The 19,994-nt window shown below is 62.4% G+C and carries 15 protein-coding genes; 3 read left to right on the forward strand and 12 right to left on the reverse strand.

Translation table 11 applies throughout. The features are described 5' to 3' along the window. Positions 1-2: 2 nt before the first annotated feature. Positions 3-1,442 carry a cytochrome ubiquinol oxidase subunit I gene (locus JFV30_RS24835; protein ID WP_010174899.1) on the reverse strand — a complete coding sequence of 480 codons (1,440 nt, stop codon included), beginning with the start codon at positions 1,440-1,442 and terminating at the stop codon, positions 3-5. 1,239 nt (positions 1,443-2,681) lie between these two features. Here JFV30_RS24835 and JFV30_RS24840 point away from each other — a divergent pair. After that, positions 2,682-3,920 carry an MFS transporter gene (locus tag JFV30_RS24840; RefSeq protein ID WP_010174892.1) on the forward strand — a complete coding sequence of 413 codons (1,239 nt, stop codon included), beginning with the start codon at positions 2,682-2,684 and terminating at the stop codon, positions 3,918-3,920. On the opposite strand, the gene JFV30_RS24845 is transcribed toward JFV30_RS24840, so the two are convergent. From JFV30_RS24845 to JFV30_RS24860, 4 genes are all read right to left on the reverse strand, one after another. Continuing rightward, complete coding sequence (locus JFV30_RS24845; RefSeq protein ID WP_201125416.1) at positions 3,917-6,100, reverse strand: xanthine dehydrogenase family protein molybdopterin-binding subunit; 2,184 nt, start codon at positions 6,098-6,100, stop codon at positions 3,917-3,919. The two genes, JFV30_RS24840 and JFV30_RS24845, sit on opposite strands and share 4 nt — an antisense overlap. Further along, positions 6,097-7,086 carry an FAD binding domain-containing protein gene (locus tag JFV30_RS24850; protein ID WP_201125417.1) on the reverse strand — a complete coding sequence of 330 codons (990 nt, stop codon included), beginning with the start codon at positions 7,084-7,086 and terminating at the stop codon, positions 6,097-6,099. Before JFV30_RS24850 ends, JFV30_RS24845 begins: the two co-directional genes overlap by 4 nt. Further along, positions 7,083-7,607, reverse strand: a complete 525-nt coding sequence (locus JFV30_RS24855; RefSeq protein ID WP_010174884.1) for a (2Fe-2S)-binding protein — start codon at positions 7,605-7,607, stop codon at positions 7,083-7,085. The genes JFV30_RS24850 and JFV30_RS24855 overlap by 4 nt, the downstream gene beginning before the upstream one ends. A gap of 106 nt (positions 7,608-7,713) precedes the next feature. Beyond that, complete coding sequence (locus tag JFV30_RS24860; protein WP_201125418.1) at positions 7,714-8,160, reverse strand: DUF4879 domain-containing protein; 447 nt, start codon at positions 8,158-8,160, stop codon at positions 7,714-7,716. Between the two features lie 200 nt (positions 8,161-8,360). On the opposite strand from JFV30_RS24860, the gene JFV30_RS24865 reads away from it, so the two are divergent. Next, a complete protein-coding gene (locus tag JFV30_RS24865; protein WP_063026981.1) occupies positions 8,361-9,656 on the forward strand; it encodes an NCS2 family permease in 1,296 nt (431 codons plus the stop codon). Continuing rightward, positions 9,653-10,732, forward strand: coding sequence for a tRNA (uridine(54)-C5)-methyltransferase TrmA (gene trmA, locus JFV30_RS24870; RefSeq protein WP_010174878.1), 1,080 nt, complete (start codon positions 9,653-9,655; stop codon positions 10,730-10,732). The genes JFV30_RS24865 and trmA overlap by 4 nt, the downstream gene beginning before the upstream one ends. Before the next feature lie 58 nt (positions 10,733-10,790). On the opposite strand, the gene JFV30_RS24875 is transcribed toward trmA, so the two are convergent. The 7 genes from JFV30_RS24875 to JFV30_RS24905 all read right to left on the reverse strand — a co-directional run bounded on the left by JFV30_RS24875 (position 10,791) and on the right by JFV30_RS24905 (position 19,870). Further along, complete coding sequence (locus JFV30_RS24875; protein ID WP_201125419.1) at positions 10,791-11,258, reverse strand: DUF2442 domain-containing protein; 468 nt, start codon at positions 11,256-11,258, stop codon at positions 10,791-10,793. Further along, positions 11,255-11,683, reverse strand: a complete 429-nt coding sequence (locus tag JFV30_RS24880; RefSeq protein ID WP_201125420.1) for a DUF4160 domain-containing protein — start codon at positions 11,681-11,683, stop codon at positions 11,255-11,257. Before JFV30_RS24880 ends, JFV30_RS24875 begins: the two co-directional genes overlap by 4 nt. A 134-nt stretch (positions 11,684-11,817) precedes the next feature. Further along, positions 11,818-13,146 carry a TolC family outer membrane protein gene (locus JFV30_RS24885; RefSeq protein ID WP_201125421.1) on the reverse strand — a complete coding sequence of 443 codons (1,329 nt, stop codon included), beginning with the start codon at positions 13,144-13,146 and terminating at the stop codon, positions 11,818-11,820. Beyond that, positions 13,143-14,474 (reverse strand): HlyD family type I secretion periplasmic adaptor subunit, encoded by a 1,332-nt coding sequence (locus tag JFV30_RS24890; protein ID WP_201125422.1) that lies wholly within the window; start codon positions 14,472-14,474, stop codon positions 13,143-13,145. Before JFV30_RS24890 ends, JFV30_RS24885 begins: the two co-directional genes overlap by 4 nt. Beyond that, positions 14,471-16,213 carry a type I secretion system permease/ATPase gene (locus JFV30_RS24895; protein WP_201125423.1) on the reverse strand — a complete coding sequence of 581 codons (1,743 nt, stop codon included), beginning with the start codon at positions 16,211-16,213 and terminating at the stop codon, positions 14,471-14,473. Before JFV30_RS24895 ends, JFV30_RS24890 begins: the two co-directional genes overlap by 4 nt. A gap of 177 nt (positions 16,214-16,390) precedes the next feature. Further along, positions 16,391-17,011: a heme acquisition protein HasA gene (locus JFV30_RS24900; protein ID WP_003215551.1), complete on the reverse strand. Its 621-nt coding sequence runs from the start codon at positions 17,009-17,011 to the stop codon at positions 16,391-16,393. A gap of 108 nt (positions 17,012-17,119) precedes the next feature. Continuing rightward, positions 17,120-19,870 (reverse strand): TonB-dependent receptor, encoded by a 2,751-nt coding sequence (locus tag JFV30_RS24905; RefSeq protein WP_201125424.1) that lies wholly within the window; start codon positions 19,868-19,870, stop codon positions 17,120-17,122. Positions 19,871-19,994 lie beyond the last annotated feature (124 nt).

Raw genomic sequence — 19,994 nt, forward strand, 5'->3', positions numbered from 1 at the left:
GCTCAGTTCCCCTTGTTCAAGGTGTCGCCGTGATCGGCGTCGGCGCTGTCATCGGCCGCCGACAACGGACGGGCCGGTGTGCGTTTCTGCCCGGGGCCACCGTGGGTGGGCTCGGTGCTTTCATGGGTCACAGGCCCTTTGCGCACCAGGCGCATCATGTAGCCCAGGCCCGCGCCGAACAGCGCGAAATACACCACCACAAACAACACCAACGTAATGCTCATCTGCGCAAAGCTGTGGTTGGACGAGGCGTCCGCCGTGCGCATCAGCCCGTAGACCACCCACGGCTGACGACCGATTTCCGTGGTGAACCAACCGGCGAGAATCGCGATCAGGCCGGACGGGCCCATCCACAACGCCAGGTACAGGAACGGCTTGGACGTGTACATCTTGTCGCCCTTGCGCAGCCAGAGGCTGAACAGGCCGGTGAAAATCATCAGGAAGCCCAGGCCCACCATGACCCGGAACGACCAGAACACGATGGTCGAGTTGGGACGGTCCTCAGGCGGGAACTCCTTGAGGGCCGGCACCTGCTTGTCCAGGGAGTGGGTCAGGATCAGGCTGCCCAGGTACGGGATTTCCACGGCGAATCTGGTTTTCTCGGCCTTCATGTCCGGCCAGCCGAACAGGATCAGCGGCGTGGGCTCGTTGCCGATATTTTCCCAGTGGCCTTCAATCGCAGCGATCTTCGCCGGTTGATGCTTCAGGGTATTGAGGCCATGGAAGTCACCGATCACGGCCTGGATTGGCGCGACAATCAGTGCCATCCACATCGCCATCGAGAGCATGGTGCGGATCGCCGGATTGTCCTTGCCGCGCAGCAAGTGCCAGGCCGCCGAGGAGCCGACAAAGAACGCGGTCGCGACAAACGCTGCCGTGGCCATGTGCATCAGGCGGTAGGGGAACGACGGGTTGAAAATCACGGCCAGCCAGTCGGTAGGAATCACCCGGCCATCAATGATTTCAAAGCCCTGTGGCGTCTGCATCCAGCTGTTGGAGGCGAGAATCCAGAAGGTCGAGATCAGCGTACCGACGGCCACCATCACCGTGGCAAAGAAGTGCAGCTTGCGTCCGACCTTGTTCCAGCCGAACAACATCACCCCAAGGAACCCGGCTTCGAGGAAGAACGCCGTGAGCACTTCATAGGTGAGCAACGGCCCGGTGACGGCGCCGGCGAAGTCCGAGAAGCGGCTCCAGTTGGTGCCGAACTGATAAGCCATGACCAAACCGGAGACCACGCCCATGCCGAAGTTGACGGCAAAGATCTTCGACCAGAAATGGTAGAGGTCACGGTAAGTGTCGTTGTGGGTCTTGAGCCACAGGCCTTCCAGCACCGCAAGGTAACTGGCCAGACCGATGGTGATGGCCGGGAACAGGATATGGAATGAGATGGTGAACGCGAATTGAATTCGGGCGAGATCTAGCGCCTCCAAACCGAACATAAGTCTTCCTCTGTCAGGTAATACCGAATGCTGGCTGGAGGCCTGCACCCACTGCCCCCACGGATATGGAGTGTGGCGAATTTAAATTCGTTTCTTTTTTTAACCAGCCACGCAGGGATTCTGGCCTTGCGGCCGCCAGAGCAATCCCGGCGAAGGTTTTGATCTGGATCAAGCATTGCTGAAAGAGTAGTCCCATTTTCGCGAGAGCAAGGCGTGGTCTTTTGCCGCGTGACAGGTTGCCTCAGTGGTGAGGGGGCCTGCGTAATATCTGTAGCTGCCCATCTTTTGAGGCGGGATTGGGCGGGTGTTGGGGGCATATCCGTTATTTGGGTGATGGCCGCCTATGGTTCCGCTCTTACAGCGGCTCACTTTTGAACAGCGCAAAAGTAAGCAAAACGCTCTTGCCCCACCACTCGGCACCTCGCCTAGGCTCGGTGTGCCCGCACTCCGGTACTACTCCGCGGGCCGCCGCGACGGGGCGTCCCTGCCCCGTCGCGGCTAAACCGGCGTCCTGCCGGTTTACCCGCTCCGCACCACCTGCGTTCGGCCAGCGTGGTTTAACGGGGCGCCTAAGATCAAGATCAAAAGCAGATCAAGAGCACAGCGGCCTACAGGCCGGCTTGAGTGGTGTGAAGCAAAGGCAAAATCAAAATCTAAAGCCAGAGCGGGCACGGTCCAAATGTAGGAGCTGGCTTGCCGGCGATGGTCGTTAACGATGACGTTGGCGTCCTGAATGAACGCGGCGCTCTCAGGATTTTCGCCGGCAAGCCGGCTCCTACAGAAAAGCGGCTCTGCTTTTGCTTTTGCTTTTGCTCTGGCTTCTACCACTCAAGCCGGCCTGTAGGCCGCTGTGCTCTTGCTTTTGATTTTGATCTGGCTCTGACTGCCCCAATAAGCCCGAGGCCGAACGCAGGTGGTGCGGAGCGGGTAAACCGGCAGGACGCCGGTTTAGCCGCGCTGGGCCAAGGATGGCCCATCGCGGCGGCCCGCGGAGCATCGCCGGAGTGAGGGAACACCGAGCCTAGGCGAGGTGCCGACAGGCGGGGCAGAGCGCTTTGGTTACTTTGCCGCTTTTGCAAAGTGACCCGCTGTAAGAGCGGAACCATAAGTAGCCGTTACCAAAGAAACGGATATGTACCCCGTCAGCTGTACATATCTCCTCCCCCACCCCACCTACGCAACTATTGGTTACAAGTTGGTGATAACCTCACTTTCCCCCCACCCAGACCTGTCTCCCCGATGCCCAGTGAACCCGCGCTGCTGTTACGTCACCACCGCCCTTTCATCGCGTTCTGGCTGGCGCGGATCTTCACCGCCAGCGGCTTCCAGATGCTCACCGTGGCCATCGGCTGGAACCTCTATCAACTGACCGGCAACGTGCTGGACCTGGGTCTGGTCGGCCTGGTGGAGTTCGTGCCGCGGGTGCTGTTCATGCTGCACACCGGCCATGTGGCCGACCGCTACGAACGGCGCAAGGTCGCGGCCATCTGCCAGACCGTACAGGCCTTGATCGCACTGTCCCTGGCGATCGGCGGACTGACCGGCAACGTCACCCGCGAGATGATTTTTATCCTGGCGTTCCTGCTGGGCGCTGCGCGCTCGTTTGAAATGCCCACCACCCAGGCCATGCTGCCGAGCATCGTGCCGACCGCACTGTTTCCTCGCGCCGTGGCGTCGTCGCAATCGGCCCAGCAATTGGCAACCATCGTGGCGCCGGCCCTGGGCGGTTTGCTCTATGCCTTTGGCAGTGTCTGGGTGTATGGCCCGACCGTGGCGCTGTACCTGATCGCCTGCGTGCTGACCCTGAACCTGCCGGCACGGCAGACGCCGTTGAACAAGGCCAAGGCGACCATGGACTCGTTGCTGGCCGGGATTCGCTTTATTCGCAGCCGGCCCGACATCCTCGGGGCGATTTCCCTGGACCTGTTTGCCGTGCTGCTGGGCGGTGCCACGGCCCTGCTGCCGGTGTTTGCCAAGGACATTCTGCTGACCGGGCCGTGGGGGCTCGGGCTGCTGCGTTCGGCACCGGCGGTCGGGGCGCTGGTCATGTCCTTGTGGCTCGCGCGGTTTGCGGTAGACCGGCATGTGGGGCGGATCATGTTTACGGCGGTTGGGGTGTTTGGCGTGGCGACCATTGCGTTCGGCCTGTCGACCTCGTTCTGGTTCTCCCTGGCGGTGCTGGTGGTATTGGGCGCAGCCGACATGATCAGCATGGTGATCCGTGCTTCGTTCGTACAGCTGGAAACCCCCGATGAAATGCGCGGCCGGGTGAGTGCGGTGAACGGGCTGTTTATCGGCGCGTCGAATCAGCTGGGCGAGTTCGAGTCCGGGATCACCGCCCACTGGTTCGGCACCGTACCCGCCGTGGTCATGGGCGGGATTGGTACGCTGGTGGTGACCGGGGTCTGGATCAAACTGTTCCCGACCCTGGCCAACCGCGACCGCATGCATGTGCCGGCGCAAGACACCAAGGTTTAGAACACCTTGTCGAGGGTGACGGGAAAGTCCCGCACCCGCTTGCCGGTGGCGTGATACACCGCGTTGGCCACCGCCGCCGCCACCCCGACTATCCCGATCTCGCCAACGCCCTTGGAACCCAGGGCGTTGACGATTTCGTCGTGTTCTTCGACAAACAGCACGTCAATCTCGCCGATGTCCGCGTTTACCGGAATGTGGTACTCGGCCAGGCTGTGGTTCATGTAGCGGCCCAATTGATGATCAATCTGGGTTTCTTCATGCAACGCCATGCCAATCCCCCAGACCACCCCGCCGAGGATCTGGCTGCGGGCCATTTTCGGATTGACCACCCTCCCCGCCGCAATCGCACTGACCACCCGGCTGACCTTGATGGTGCCCAGGTCCTCATCCACCCGCACTTCGACAAACACCGCCGAATGCGTGGCTGAGGCATAGCCTTCGCGTTTCTTGTCGGGCTCGCAATCCACCTGCACTTCCAGCGCCTGCTCGCCGCTGTCCTGCACCAGTTGCGCCAGGGAGATGCGCTGGTCACCGGCATGCAACTGGCCATTTTCGAACCGCGCCGACTCGGAGTCCTTAAAAGCCGGATACGTCTTGCGCGCAATGTCCAACAGCTTGGCATTCAACGCCTCACACGCCTGCTGCACCGCGCTGCCCACCGACGACACGGTAAACGAGCCACCTTGCAACGGCGCCGTCGGCAGTGACGAATCCCCCAGCAGGAATGTGACGTCGCCTACCGAAACACCACTGGCCTGGGCGGCAATTTGAGCCATGACCGTGTAGGTGCCGGTGCCGATATCGGTGGTGGCACTGCTGACCGTGAGTTTGCCGAGGTGGTCGATGCGCGCCTTGGCGCTGGCCTTCATTTGCAGGGCTTCCCACACGCCACCGGCCATGCCCCAACCGATCAACTGGCGACCATCACGCATGCTTCGCGGTTCCGGGTTGCGCTGGCTCCAACCGAACCGTTCGGCACCTTCGCTGTAGCATTCGCGCAAGGCCTTGCTGGACCAGGGCTTGTCTTCATTCTGATTGCGCTCGGCATAGTTGATCAGCCGCAACTGCACCGGGTCGATGCCCAGGGCGCAGGCCAGTTCGTCCATGGCGCACTCCAGGCCGATCACCCCAAGCGCCGCGCCGGGGGCGCGCATGTCCAACGGTGTGAACACATCCAGCGGCACCAGCTTGTAGGTCAACAGCACGTTGTCGCAGTGATAGAGCATGCCGCTCCATTCCACCACGTGTTCGCTGAAGTCTTCGAAGCGCGAGGTCTGGCCGATGGCGGTGTGCCCCAGCGCGAGCAAGCGACCATTGGCGGCAGCGCCCAGTTGCAGGCGCTGCAAGGTGCGCGGACGGTAGCCGAAGGTGAACATCTGTTGGCGCGTGAGGGTGACGCGTACTGAGCGCTTCAACGCCAGGGACGCCATCACTGCCAATGGCAGTTGGTACTGCGGACGCAAGCCGGAACCAAACGCGCCGCCGACGAACGCGGCAAAGATCCGTACCTGGCTTTTGTCCAGGCCGAAGACTTTCTGCACGTAGGCCTGGCAGTTCTGCGGGCCCTGGGTTTTGTCGTGGATATGCAGGGTGCCGTCCGGCTGATACAGCACGGTACTGGCGTGGGGCTCCATCGGGTTATGGTGTTCGATGGGCGTGCTGTAGTGCAGATCCAGGCAGGTGGCGGCACCGGTCCATTCGGCCTGGAAGTTGCCGCGCGGCTTGGGCGGTGTTTGCGGCGACGGGTGCGCCTGGTCCTGCAAGGCCAGCAGGTCGGTCTCGGAGGGTTCGACGGCGTATTCGATCTCCACCAGGGAGCCGGCGTGGCGCGCCAGTTCCAGGTTATCGGCGATCACCAACGCCAGCGGCTGGCCGCTGTAGAGCACACGGTCGTTATACAGCGGGCGAAACGGCGAGCCGTCGGCGGCATCGGCGTCGGCGTAGCTGTCATCGTAGCTCGCCAGTTTCGGGCGGTTGAGGTGATCGAGCACCATCAACACACCGGGCAGCGCCAGGGCTTTGGACGCATCAATGCGAATGACGCGCCCCTTGGCGATGGTGCTCGACACCACGCTGCCGTGCAGCAGGCCAACTTCGGGAAACTCACCGGCATAACGCGCGTGCCCGGTGACCTTGAGCAGACCGTCCACCCGGTCCAACGGTTTGCCGATCGCGCTCATGACGTGGCTCCTGCAACAGCGGCATCGCTCAGGGCGCGAATGATCGCGCGGCGGGCCAGTTTGATCTTGAAGCCGTTGTGCTCCAAGGGCTCGGCGTCCAGCAGCAGGGCTTCGGCGGCGGCGCTGAAGGTTTCGCGGCTGACGGCCTGGCCGATCAGCGCCGCTTCAACCGCGCGGTCGCGCCAGGGTTTGTGGGCGACGCCGCCCAGGGCCAGCCGGGCGTCGACGATCACATCGCCGTCCAATTCCAGCGCAGCCGCAACCGACACCAGCGCGAACGCATAGGACGCCCGGTCGCGGATTTTCAGGTAGTGGCTGTGGGCAGCCAGGTGGTCGGCCGGTAACTCGATCGCGATGATCAGTTCGTCGTCGGCCAACTGGTTATCCCGCTCGGGCGCGTCGCCCGGCAAGCGGTGGAAATCGGCAAACTCGATGACCCGTGCACCGCCACGACCTTGCACATGCACCCGGGCATCCAGGGCAGCCAGGGCCACGCACATGTCCGAGGGATGGGTGGCGACGCACTGGTCGCTGGCCCCGAGGATCGCGTGGATGCGGTTCAAACCGACCCGCGCCGGGCAACCACTGCCGGGCTCGCGCTTGTTGCAGGGCACGGCGGCGTCATAGAAGTAGTAGCAACGGGTGCGCTGCAACAGGTTGCCGCCGGTGCTGGCCATGTTGCGCAATTGCGGTGAGGCACCGGCAAGGATGGCCTGGGACAGCAGCGGGTAGCGCTCCTCGATCAAGGGGTGCCAGGCCAGGTCGGCGTTGCTCACCAGGGCGCCGATCATCAAGCCGCCCTCAGTGGTTTCTTCAACGTCGCGAAGCGGCAGGCCGGTGATATCGATCAGGTGTTCGGGGCGGCTGATGTTTTCTTTCATCAGGTCCAGCAGGTTGGTACCACCGGCGATAAAACGCGACGCCGGGCTGACCAGGTGCACCGCCTCCTGCACGTCGGCCGGCTTGCTGTAGTGGAAGGGATTCATTGCTCACCTCCCTGCGTGCGGCACGCGGGCAAGGCTTCTTCAATGGCGTCGCGGATGTTGTTGTAGGCGCCGCACCGGCACAGGTTGCCGCTCATCAGTTCCTGGATTTGCGCGGTGTCGTGGGCGCGGCCTTCGCGGGCCAGGCCCACCGCCGAGCAAATCTGCCCTGGGGTGCAGTAGCCGCACTGGAAAGCGTCGTGCTTGATAAACGCCTGCTGCATCGGGTGCAGGTCTTCGCCCGAGGCCAGGCCTTCAATGGTGGTCAACTCGGCGCCGTCGCACATCACCGCCAGGGTCAGGCAGGCGTTCACCCGCTTACCGTTGAGCAACACCGTGCAGGCGCCGCACTGGCCGTGGTCGCAGCCCTTCTTGGTGCCGGTCAGGTCCAGTTGCTCGCGCAGCAGGTCCAACAGGGTGGTCCAGGGCAATACGTCCAACTGAAGGTCTTGGCGATTGAGGGTCAGGCGTATCGGATGGCTGACGAACGGCTTGGCCGCCGCGCCGTTGGGGGTCGCGCTCATAAACACCTCACGGATTGGTGTGCAATCGCGGCGTTCAGGGAAGTCGCCGTCTTAGCGGTACGACTTCCCGGGGTTATGAGCGTTCAAGGCAATTGATGGGTGGTGATCAGCGAATGCTGAGGGTGGTGACCAGTTGGTTGCGCGGCGGGTTGATCGACGTGTTGCTGTACTGGAACGTGCCGCCGGCTTCGATATCCAGCTGGAACGTATAGATGTAGCCCATCAACGTGCCGGCGCCGCTGCACGCCTGGCTGATGGCGCCGACCTGGCAGATGGCGGTGCTGCTGCCGGACACCGGCGCGCCATCGAAAAACGCCTGGGAGCTGTTGCCCAGGCCGACTTCCATCACATACACGAAGGTTTGCCCGCGGTGCGTGCACATCTGGGTGCTGGCCGCCCGCTCAGGGATGGTTTCAGTGCAAGTGGCCGACTGCACCTTGAACACCCGCACCTCGCTCAACGCCGGTGCAGGCGCGCCCCACGCCGGTGCTGCGCCGAGCCACAGGCCGATACAACCGAACAGAGCTAGACTCCAGGCGCTGGCTTTTTTCATGCTGTCGATGACCCTGTAATAAACGTCGGCGCAGTATGCCTCAAGGCCATGATCAAGCCTATGCGCCACTGGCCCTCGGCTGCTGGTATGATGCGCCGCTTTTTCCGATCCTCTCTGGAACCACAGGCGCTTGGCGCAGTTTGTGCTTTGACTTAGAGGTCAACAAATAACGACGCAAAATAGCGTCACAGGGAGCAGGCATGCTGGAAAAGCTGTTTCAACTCAAGGCACACAATACGAATGTGCGCACCGAGATTCTCGCGGGCGTCACCACCTTCCTGGCCATGGCCTACATCCTGTTCGTCAACCCGAGTATTCTCGGCGAGACCGGCATGGACAAGGGTGCGGTCTTTGTCGCGACTTGCCTGGCGGCCGCCATCGGCTCCACCGTGATGGGCCTGATCGCCAACTACCCGATTGCCCTGGCACCAGGCATGGGCCTCAACGCGTTCTTCACCTACACCGTCGTCCTGCACATGGGCCATACCTGGCAAGTGGCGCTGGGTGCGGTGTTCATCTCGGCGGTGCTGTTCTTCCTGCTGTCGATCTTCCGCATCCGTGAATGGATCATCAACAGCATCCCGTTGCCACTGCGCTCGGCGATTGCGGCGGGTATCGGCCTGTTCCTGGCGCTGATCGCCCTGCACAACGCCGGCATCGTGGTCAGCAACCCGGCCACCATGGTGGGCCTGGGCGACCTGAAACAACCGGCACCGATCCTCGCCACCCTCGGTTTCGCGCTGATCGTTGCGCTGGAAGCCCTGAAAGTGCGCGGCGCGGTGTTGATCGGCATCCTGGTGGTGACCATCGCCTCCATCGCACTGGGCTTTACCCCGTTCGGCGGCGTGATGTCGATGCCGCCTTCGCTGGCCCCGACTTTCCTGCAACTGGACATCAAGGGCGCCCTGGACATCGGTCTGGTGAGCGTGATTTTCGCCTTCCTGTTCGTCGACCTGTTCGACAACTCCGGCACCCTGATCGGCGTCGCCAAGCGCGCAGGCCTGATGGGCAAGGACGGCCACATGCCGAAAATGGGCCGTGCGCTGATCGCCGACAGTACTGCGGCCATGGCCGGCTCTCTGCTGGGCACCTCGACCACCACCAGCTACATCGAATCGGCGGCGGGCGTGAGCGCCGGTGGCCGTACCGGTTTGACCGCTGTGGTAGTCGCCATCCTGTTCCTGCTGGCGCTGTTCTTCTCGCCACTGGCGGCCAGCGTACCGGCCTTCGCCACCGCGCCGGCTCTGCTGTTCGTCGCCGTATTGATGACCTCGGGCCTGGCCGAAATCGACTGGGACGACATCACTGTCGCCGCGCCGGTGGTGATAACCGCCCTGGCGATGCCATTCACTTATTCCATCGCCAACGGCATTGCCTTCGGTTTCATCGCCTGGACCGCCATCAAGCTGCTTTCGGGCCGCTACCGTGAGCTGAACCCGGCGCTGGTGATCCTGTCGATTCTGTTTGTGATCAAGCTGGGCTGGTTCAACGCATGACTTTTGACGCCGCAAGCTACACCGCTCAACTGCAAGACAAGGTCACGCGCTTGCGTGACCTGCTGGCGCCGTTCGACGCGCCAGAGCCGCAGGTTTTCGACTCGCCCTTGCAGAACTTCCGCCTGCGGGCGGAGTTCCGCCTGTGGCGTGAAGGGGGTGAACGTCACTACGCGATGTTTTCCCAGGACGACAAGCGCACGCCGATCCTCATTGAAGAATTCCCGATTGCCAGCCTGCGCATCAACCAGTTGATGCCGCAGCTCAAGGCCGCCTGGCAAGCCAGCGCCGCCCTGAGCCACAAGCTGTTCCAGGTGGAGTTCCTCACCACCCTGGCCGGCGACGCGATGATCACCCTGTGCTATCACCGCCCGCTGGACGAGCATTGGCACACCGCCGCGAACAAGCTGGCGGCTGATTTGAACGTGAGCATTATCGGCCGCTCCAAGGGCAAGCGTGACGTGATCGGCCGCGATTACGTGGTCGAGAAACTCGACGTCGGCGGTCGCACCTTCAGCTATCGCCAGCCGGAAGGCGCGTTCACCCAGCCCAACGGCACGGTGAACCAGAAGATGCTCAACTGGGCATTCGAAGCCCTGGGCGATCGCAGTGATGACCTGCTGGAGCTGTACTGCGGCAACGGCAACTTCACCCTGCCCCTGGCCACCCGCGTACGCAAAGTGCTCGCTACCGAAATCAGCAAGACTTCGGTGAACGCGGCCCTGAGCAACCTCGATGAAAACGCGGTGGATAACGTCACCCTGGTGCGCTTGTCTGCCGAGGAACTGACCGAAGCCTTGAACGAAGTGCGGCCTTTCCGGCGCCTGCACGGCATCGACCTCAAGAGCTACGAGTTCGGCAGCGTGTTCGTCGACCCGCCGCGTGCCGGCATGGACCCGGACACCTGCGAGCTGACCCGACGCTTCGAGAACATCCTGTACATCTCCTGCAACCCGGAGACGTTGGCGGCGAACATTGCGCAACTGCATGACACACACCGGATTACCCAGTGCGCGATGTTTGACCAGTTCCCGTGGACGCACCACATGGAATCGGGTGTGTTGCTGACTCGGCGGTAAGTCCCCAGGACACCGAAAATATCCCATGTGGGAGCTGGCCGGCTCTCACATGGGATCCTCATGTATCAGTGGAATCACCGTCCTCCGGCACCTCCTTGCGTGGCCGGCCGCCCTTCTTGCCATTGGCTCGGGCGGCCGCGGATTTGGCGGCGCTGCTCTTGCGACCGTTGCTGGAGGCGACCAGGCTTGTAGCCAGGGCCATTAACGGCTGGCTGGTGGCGATAAGGCCCGTGATGGAGACATCCAGGTCCTGACCCTCACAGCAAAGCGCCTTTCCGCCAAAACCCACCTCCAACTGCTGGAAATCCTGCAAGGTAAACCCTTTGAACTCCGGCAGCCCCGCCACCGGCAACAGGATCCGACTGCCGTCGCTGAAGCCAATGGAAATGCTGTCATTCTCATACCGCACATTGCTGGCGTTGGCGTACAAACGCTTCGACCTGCGTCCCCGGTCGATGGCCTTATCGATATCGGCCTCGGTAATCGGTACATACGGTAAAACCTTGGCCTTTACGATTTTTTTCATAAATCGATCTCCACAAAACCCGGTGCCCTGACCAGATTCAAAATTGTTTTCTGCCCCACGACTTCGTGCCGGGCACGTGCGATCACATAGACACCGCGCTGAATGATCAACCCAGGCAACACCTCGCTGGCTTCCCAATCCCAGGAGTGATTCTCCAGACAAACCGTTTGCAGTTTTTCCCACCAGATCCGGCGTGCCCGCGCCAGGTAATGCGGTTGCATCAAGGTGTAGCGAATTCCTTCAAGAATCGACATCGATGGCCGGCGCCGTTCGGGGCCTACGTCCCACAACGCCACATGCCCATCCAGAAAGCTGAAACGAAACCGCGCATCCCATTCCTTGCCCGCCACATGCACATGAGGCGGGCAATGCTCATCCCTGAGAAACACCGCAATCACACATCCTTTGTAAGTGCCTACTTTCATCGTAACCCATCCGTTAGGTTATTTTCCGTCAGGTAACACTTTTCCTCATGCACCCGACAACCGGCTCCATGCCCCGAAGCTGTTTCACAGATTAGTAACCACGAACAACCCGTCGAATGCCGGGTTGTAACCACTCATGCCGATGGCTGGAAATACCCCGCCAACGCTCGCAGGTCCTGCTCGTTCAGCAACCCGGCGAAATACTTCAGCTGTATCCGCGCCAGCAGGTACGCATGCCGTGCATCCGCCAGGTCGCGGCGGGCCGTGAACAGTTGCTGCTCAGCGTCCAGCACGTCGAGGTTGACGCGCTCACCGCCGGCCACACTTTTTTTGGTCGCCGTCACCAAGGCCGTGGCCGAGCTGACCGCCATTTCATACGCCCGCACTTTGGCCGCGCCGCTGGTGTTGAGGTTGAATTGCTTGCGCAGTTCGATCAACGTTCTGGCGGTTTGCGCGTCCAGCTCGTATTGGGCCTGGGACAGTTGATTGGCGGCCTGGCGCGTCGACGCCGACACCGAGCCACCGGCGAACAGCGGCAGGCTGACCTGGATGCCGACGCTGTTGGTGTCGTATTTCTGGTTGTAGCTGCTTTCCGAATCCGAGCTGGTCTGGCGGCTGCTCGCATACAGGCTGACCTTGGGCATGTGCCCGGCGCGCTTGCGCTCCACTTCGTATTCGGCGACGTCCAGCGCGTGGTGCTGGGATTTGAGCTCCGGGTTGTTGGCCATCGCCATTTCCCGCCAGGTCTCGAAACGGTTGGGCTCCAGCGGCGGGATCTCGAACTGGCGAGTCAGCGGCGCCAACTCGTCTATCTGCAACGGCTGGCCAACAATCGCTTCCAGCTCGCGCAAGGCTGCGTCCTGGGTGTCCTGGGATTCGATCTCTTCGGCCTGGGCCAGGCTCAGGCGTGCCTGGGTTTCCAGCACATCGGTGCGGGTGCCCTCGCCGCCCTTGAGCAGCCGTTCATTGAGTTGCAGGCGCTCGGCGTACGCGCGTTTCTGGGCGCGGCTCAGCTCGATCCGCTCCTGGGCCAGCAACGCCTGGCTGTAGGCGCTCAACACCCGCACGGCCAGTTCCTGGCTCTTGCTGCGAAAGCGTTCATCGGCAAACAGCGCCTGCGCCGCACCCTGGCGATAGCGCGCATAGGCTTCGTAATCAAGCAGCGGTTGTTGCAGGGTCAGGGTCGAGGCATAGCTGCGGTAATCGCGGTCGCTGGTGACGTTGCCCACCGCCGTCGACTGGGTGACTTCGGATTCATTGCGCGAGTTGTTGTAACTCCAGGACAGGTTCGGCAACAGCCCGGCGCGTCCGATGATGCGGTTTTCCTCGCCGGCCTCGCGCTCCTGGATTGCCGCCTGAAACGTCGGGTCGTTGCGCAGGGCCAAGTCATAGGCGTCGAGCAATCCCAGCGCCTGGACCGATCCACTGCAGGCACAACACAGACCGAATAACAGCGCCTTCATTCTTCCACCAACGCCATGTGAGTCCGATCCAGCAAGGGTTTGAACAGGTAGTTGAGCATCGAGCGCTCACCGGTTTTGACGAACGCTTCCACCGGCATGCCCGGGCGAATCTGCAAGCCGTCGAGCTGGCGCATGCCGGCTGCGCTGACCTGGGCGCGCAAGGTGTAATACGGCTCATCGGTGCGCTCGTCGACCTGGCGGTCGGCCGACACCAGCGTCACTTCACCGGCAATGCGTGGGGTGGTGCTCTGGTTGAACGCCGAGAACAGCAACTCCACCGGCAAGCCCGGGTGCACCTTGTCGACCATCTGCACCGGCACCCGCGCTTCCACCAGCAGTGGTTCGCCCTGGGGCACGATGTCCATCAGCGCCTGGCCGGGCTTGATCACGCCGCCTTCGGTGTACACGTCCAGCCCCACCACCACGCCAGCCGCCGGCGCGCGCACCAGGCTGTTGGCCAGTTCGAATTCGGCCGAGGCCAGCCGGTTGCGCAAGTCGTCGCTGCGGGTGCGGGTTTCGGCCAGTTGGCCGCGCAGGTCTTTCTGGAAGTCTTCGCCGAGCTGGCGGATGCGCAGGCGCAGTTCAAGGACTTGCCGTTGCAACTGGCCGATGCGGCCGAAATCCTCGGCAATCGCACCGTCGAGCTGGGCATACAGCCGTTCATTTTCCAGCAGCCGATTGCGCGGGATGTAGCCGTCCCGCGCCAGCTCGCGCAGGCCTTGCAGTTGTTCATTCATCGCGGTGCGTTGCAGCACTTTGCTGGCCTGGGATTCGCGGGTGCCGCGCAATTGTGCCTCGGCCCCGGCGATGGTTTCCCGCAGGCCTTGCTGCTCCGTGGCCAGGGCCTGGGCCCGACTGCTGAACAGTTGCCGTTGCAGGCTCAAGGTGGCGGCGGCCTCAGGCTCGTTCAGCAGTTCGGGGCCGAAGACGATGGCCGACAAGCCTTCGCTCTCGGCACTCAAGCGCGCTTCGCTGGCCTGGGACGCAATGAACTGGCTGCGCAAAGACTGCATCTGCCCGCGCAACGGGGTTTCCTTCAGGCGGATCAATACCTGACCGGCGCTCACCACCTCGCCATCGCGCACCTCGATCCGCTCGACGATCCCGCCCGCCGGGTGCTGCACCGTCTTGCGGTGCCCCGATACCATGACCTTGCCGGACACCGCCACGCCCTTGTCCAACGGCGCCAGCGCGGCCCAGCCGAGGAACCCGGCAAACCCGCCGAGCACCAGCAACCAGCCCAGGCGGGCGTATTTTTTATCGTCCAGCGCCAGCACGTTGTTCACCGGCGGCACGCTGTTGTCCGTCACAAGCACAGGTCGGCTCATGCTTTTTTTCCTTCACCGAGGCGGTAGCTCATGCTCATCGCCGACACCGGTTTGGGTGGCGCGGCCGCCGGTTTCTGCGTGGCCTCCAACACCCGCGCCGTGGGCCCGAACGCCTGCAACTGGCCGTCCCGCAGGATCAGCAGTTGGTCCGTCAACGCCAGCACAGGGGTCTTGTGGGTGATCAGCACCAGCGTGCGACGCTGCGCCTTGAGCAAGGTGATGGCATGGAGCAAGGCCTGCTCGCCGGCCTCATCGAGATTGGAATTGGGCTCATCCAGTACGATCAGCGCAGGCAAGCCGTACAGCGCCCGCGCCAGCGCGACACGTTGCTTCTGCCCGCCGGACAACCCGGCGCCGCCCTCCCCCAGCTGGGTGTCGTAGCCTTGGGGTAATTGCAGGATCAGTTGATGCACGCCGGCCATTTGCGCGGCAGCGAGCACCTTGTCCGAATCCACGGAGTCGAAACGCGCGATGTTGTCGGCAATGCTGCCGGCGAACAGCTGGATGTCCTGGGGCAGATACCCAATGTGCGGGCCGAGTTGTTGCTTGTCCCATTGCGCCAGGTCCGCGCCGTCCAGCCGCACCTTGCCGGCCATCGGCGACCAGGCCCCCACCAGCAACCGCGCCAGGGTCGACTTGCCGCAACCGGAAGGACCGATCACGCCCAGCACGTCACCGGCAGGCAGGCTGAACCCGAGGTTGGCCAACGCGGGCCGTCGACTGCCGGGCGCACACGCGCTTACCTGCTCGACCGTCAACTGGCCGCTGGGCGCCGGCAAGCTCATGCGCTCGGTGCGCGCCGGGTTGGCCGCCAGCATCAGGGTCAAACGCTCATAGGCCAGGCGCGCCGAACTCCACTGTTTCCACACGCCGATCAGTTGGTCGATAGGGCTCAGTACCCGCCCCATCAGGATCGAGCCGGCGATCATCATGCCCGGCGTAATCGCCCCCTGCACCGCCAGCAATGCGCCCAAACCGAGGACCAATGACTGCAACGCCAGGCGCACGCCCTTGGACCAGGCACTGATGGCGGCGGTCTTTTCACTGGCCAGGTTCTGCGCCGCCAGAAAGGCCTGGTGCTGGGCAAACCAGCGCGCACGCAGGGTTGCCAGCATGCCCATGGCTTCGATGGCTTCGGCATTGCGCAGGTTGGCCGTGGCCTGCTGGCTGGCGCTGATCGACAGCTGATTGGCCTGGGTCAACGGTGCCTGGCAGATGTGCTGGTTGGCCCACGCCAGCGCCATCAGCATCAGCGCACCGGTCAGCGCCAGGACGCCGAGCCAGGGGTGGAACAGGAAGATCACCAGCAAGTACACCGGAAACCACGGCGCATCAAAAAACGCGAACAGCGCCTGGCCGGTGGCGAACTGGCGCAAGGTCGTCAGGTCGCTCAACGCCTGCCCTGCCGCCTGGGTACCGCCCTTGAGTTGCGCCTCGAACGCGGCGTCGTACACCCGCTGGTTCAGGCGCATGTCCATCTGTGTGCCAAGGCGGATCACCACCTGGCTGCGCACCCACTCCAGCGCGCCCATCAAGCCGAACAAGCCAAGGATCATCAGCGTCAGCATCAACAGGGTCATCGGGTTGCCGGAGGCCAGCACCCGGTCGTAGACCTGCAACATGTACAGCGCCGGGGCCAGCATCAACAGGTTGATCACTGCCGAAAACAGGCCAATGTTGAGGAAGCCACTTTTATAGGCCGTGAGAGCGGCCAGGGTTTCGTTGCCGGCATGGCGCATCGAGGGAGTCTCATGGGGGAAATCGGGAAGCGCCGCCCGCGTTTGACACGCCGCGCGCCGCTCCGCAGAATTTGTCACCGCCGTCGCCCTGGCCTTCGAAACTCACGGCGACGACGGGGTTTACGCAGCGAATGGGAGAGCGATCTTCCATTCGCTTTTTTCATTGCGCAGCAAAAATCAGGCAGCGAGTGCCCAGTCCTGTGCAACGTCCTGCACGCCTACCAGGGCGACGTCGGTGGTGGTTGCCGTAGCGTGTGCTGCCAGGCCGGCCGAGATCTCGTCGAAGGTGTTGGCGGTGGACAGGCCGAAGTCGTCCAGCAGGTTGTTGAGCACGGTTTCCAGTGCCGAGGTGTTGCCTTGCATCAGGCTGTAGATCACGTTCTGAACGTCGTTGCCGACGCGGCCTGCACCTTGTGCCGCGCTCAGGTCGAGGCCGTTGAAAGCCACTTTGAACGCATCGAGGGTGAAGTCGCTGCCATTGCCGCCGCCCAGGCCGGTGCCCAGTTGAACGTTATCCAGGTTGCCCCACAGGTAGTGGTTTTCGTTGTGGCTGGCTGGCAGCGCCGGGTTGAATACGTAGTGCAGGCCGTTGCTGGTGTTGCTGTCGGCAATGAAGGCGTAGTCGGAATTGTTGGCGCCGTGGGTCGAATACTGGTCGCCGCTCAGGGAGCCGTTGCTGAAGCCGCCGGTGTTGCTGCTGCCGTGACCCGCAGTGTTGAACCCCAGTGCCCAGTCGGTCAGGTAGTCCGAGACGGAGTAAGCACCGAGCGCAGCTTCGTAACTAACAGAAATAGTCATCACTTAACCTCGTTATAAACAACACGATTGATCAGCACGCTCATGCAGCGCACTTTTTGCCCACCCTTGGGCAAAACCGTTGGTTGATAAAGTGCCGTGGCACCTTGATCAGAACTTGTATTCGAGCATCCCGCTCAACGTTCGCCCGCGCGCCAGGCTCAGGTTATTGGCATCCCCCATGGCGACGAAGTAGGCCTCATCGGTGGCGTTTTCCAGCGCCAGGGCGATGTTCAATTGGTCGGTCATCCAGTAGCTGGCGTACAGGTCATAGAGGGTGTACTGGGGCCAGAGCGCCTGGTCGATGAAGTCATAACCTTGTGAGTCGAGGTTCTCGCCATTGCCTGAGCTGTAGCGCACGCGGACGCCCATATCGAGTCGCTTTTCCAGGAAGCGCGCGCCCAGGGTCAGCGAGCCGCGATCAGCCGGCATATAGGTGGCGTTGCCCATGATCCGGCCACAGCTTTCCTTGTTGTTGGCGACATCGTCGTCCAGCACTTCATACGTGGTCACCGGGCGCAGGCCGATCGTGCCGTTCGGCCGGGTGTAGCGTTCATAGCGTGTGGTGGACGGCCCGTTCTTCTTCGCCCCGCCCATGTAATAGTTCTTCGAGCAGAACTCGTTGCTGCCGATCATGTGGGTGTAACTAAGGTTGGCGTAGGCCCGCCCCATGTCGTAGTTGAGTTGGTACTCCACCCCCCGGAAGCGCGTGGGGTTGGTGTTATTGACGTACGCCATCGTGCCGAGAAAACCGCCGGCGGAGGTCTCCGGCAAACTGACGCTGTGATTGAGGAAAGAGAAGTTCTCGATCCGGGTATCGAAGTAAGCCACCTTCATGCCCAGGCGGTCGTCACCGAACAGCAGCCCCTCTTTGAATACGTTCACGCCCACTTCCCAGTCCCGCGACTCTTCGGGTTTCAGGAACGGGTTGGGAAACACCCGCTCTGATGAGCTGCCACCGTGAGGACGCCCGGTCATGAAGGTTTCCGTCACCGCCGGCGGGCGCCAGCCCTTGCCCCAGCGGGCGTAGAGTTGCATCCAGTCCAGCCCCGGTTTTATGCCGATACCGAACGTGGGAGAGAACTGGCCCTCTTCTCTATCAATGTCGAAAACCTCCTCGACACGCTTGGCACCTACCGTGCTGCTGTAGAACCGATCGCGCCGGTACAGCGTCATCCCGGTGACCCCTTCCAGCCGATAGCGGTCGTACCGCAAGCCCGCCTCCAGCGTCAGCCAGTCGCCATATTCGTACTGCAGGTTGTTGAACAGGCTGGCGATGGTGCGCTTGCCACCGGGCGTCCCGCCTTCAACGTAAGGCAACAGGCCGGAAAGGTTGGTGGCCTCGACCTTGTTGGTACTGGGCTTGAACTTGTCTTGATACACCTCCACGCCGTAGTTCCAGCTCACATGACCCAACGCATCGAAGTCGAACCGCGACGTGTTGTCGCCCTGTACACCCCAGGTATCGGTCTGAAAATGATCCGTGTAGCCCGCCACATAGTTGCCGGAGGTCAGTGTCGCGGCGTTGGGCGCATTGTCCCGGTCCATCTGTGTGGTGACGTAGTAGACCTTGGCTTTGAAATCGATCAGCGGGTTATCCGGCGTGTAGCGATAATCCAGCCCGACGTTCTTGGCATTGAGGTTGTTCTTGCTGACGCGCTGGTAGTACACGCTCTGGTTATCCGGTGCGGTGTAGGCCCATGCGTCATTGCTGTCGCTGTCACTTTCCAGGTAGCTCAGTTGCACCCGTTGGTCATTGGGCAGGTTCAGGCCGAACTTGACGATTTGGGAGCGGGTGACGCTGCCGGTGTCACCGACCTCACTGTTCAGCCAATCGTCGAAGGCCGCAGGCTGGGAGTCGCGAGCGCGCAAATGAGTGCCCAGTTTCTGGTCGTTGTGGGTACCGGCGCGGTAGTCGCCAAAATACCGTTCGCTGTACCCCAGCAGCACGTCGCCGCGCTCGTCACCAAAGGCAAACACACCGCTGCCGTTGAAATAGGTGCCGTTACCCAGTTCACCAATCCCGCTACCGGCACGCAGACGCCCGCCATAATCCTTGCCATCGGCCAGGAACTCACTGGCCTCCAGGGTCTTGAAGGATGCAATCCCGCCCAACACGGCAGCACCGCCCTGCCCGGACTGGCTGCCCTTGTCGATTTCGATGCTGGAGATGAATTCCGGGTCGATCAACATCGTGCCGTTGCGCTGCTGGTGGCCGTTGACGTTGAAGTTCTGGCGCATGCCGTCGATGTTCATGTTGACCCGGCCGTAGTCCTGCACGCCGCGGATGTTCACCGACAGGCCCGGGTCACGCTGGTTGACGGCGGTGTACACGCCGGCGGTTTCTTCGAGCATGTCGGCGGCGTGGCGTGGTGGGCGTTTGTCGATCTGCTCGCGACTGATCACGGCCACCGAGCGCGGTGTGTCGTATACCCAGTCGCTTGGCTTGCCGTTGGTGTTGCCGGTGATGGTGGTGGTGCCCACGGTCAGCGCACCGTCATGGTCGGCGCTGACGCGAGTCAGCGTCACCTGCCGGTCCCCGGTAAAGCGGTATTCCACCGGTGCACTGCCCACCAATCGGCCGAGGCCTTCCTGGGCGCTGTAACGGCCCTTGAGCGCGGTGCTGGTGAGGCCTTGCAGGCGCGCGCTGTCGAACAACACTTGCAAGCCGGCCTGGTCGGCGAACGTCAGTACGGCAAGGCCCAAGGGTTGCGCCGCAATATCAAACGTCAACGTGACGGGCTGTGACTCACCGGCCGGCGCCTCGGCGGCCTGCACCTGGCAGGCGGAGGCGAACAGCCCCAGGTGGATGGCAAGGGCCAACCGGCTACCGGTGTTGCGCCCCTTGGTGATTGCAGACATCGACGTTATCCCTTCGCTGACCATTCTTGTTTATGCGAATACTTCTCACTTAACAGGACGTGTCAGGCGTCGGAACTCAGTAAGGTTTTTTTGAAAGTTTTTCCGAAGGGCGTAAATGGGGCCC

Origin of the sequence: Pseudomonas sp. TH32, from assembly GCF_016650855.1 — a bacterium.
Lineage (GTDB): Bacteria > Pseudomonadota > Gammaproteobacteria > Pseudomonadales > Pseudomonadaceae > Aquipseudomonas.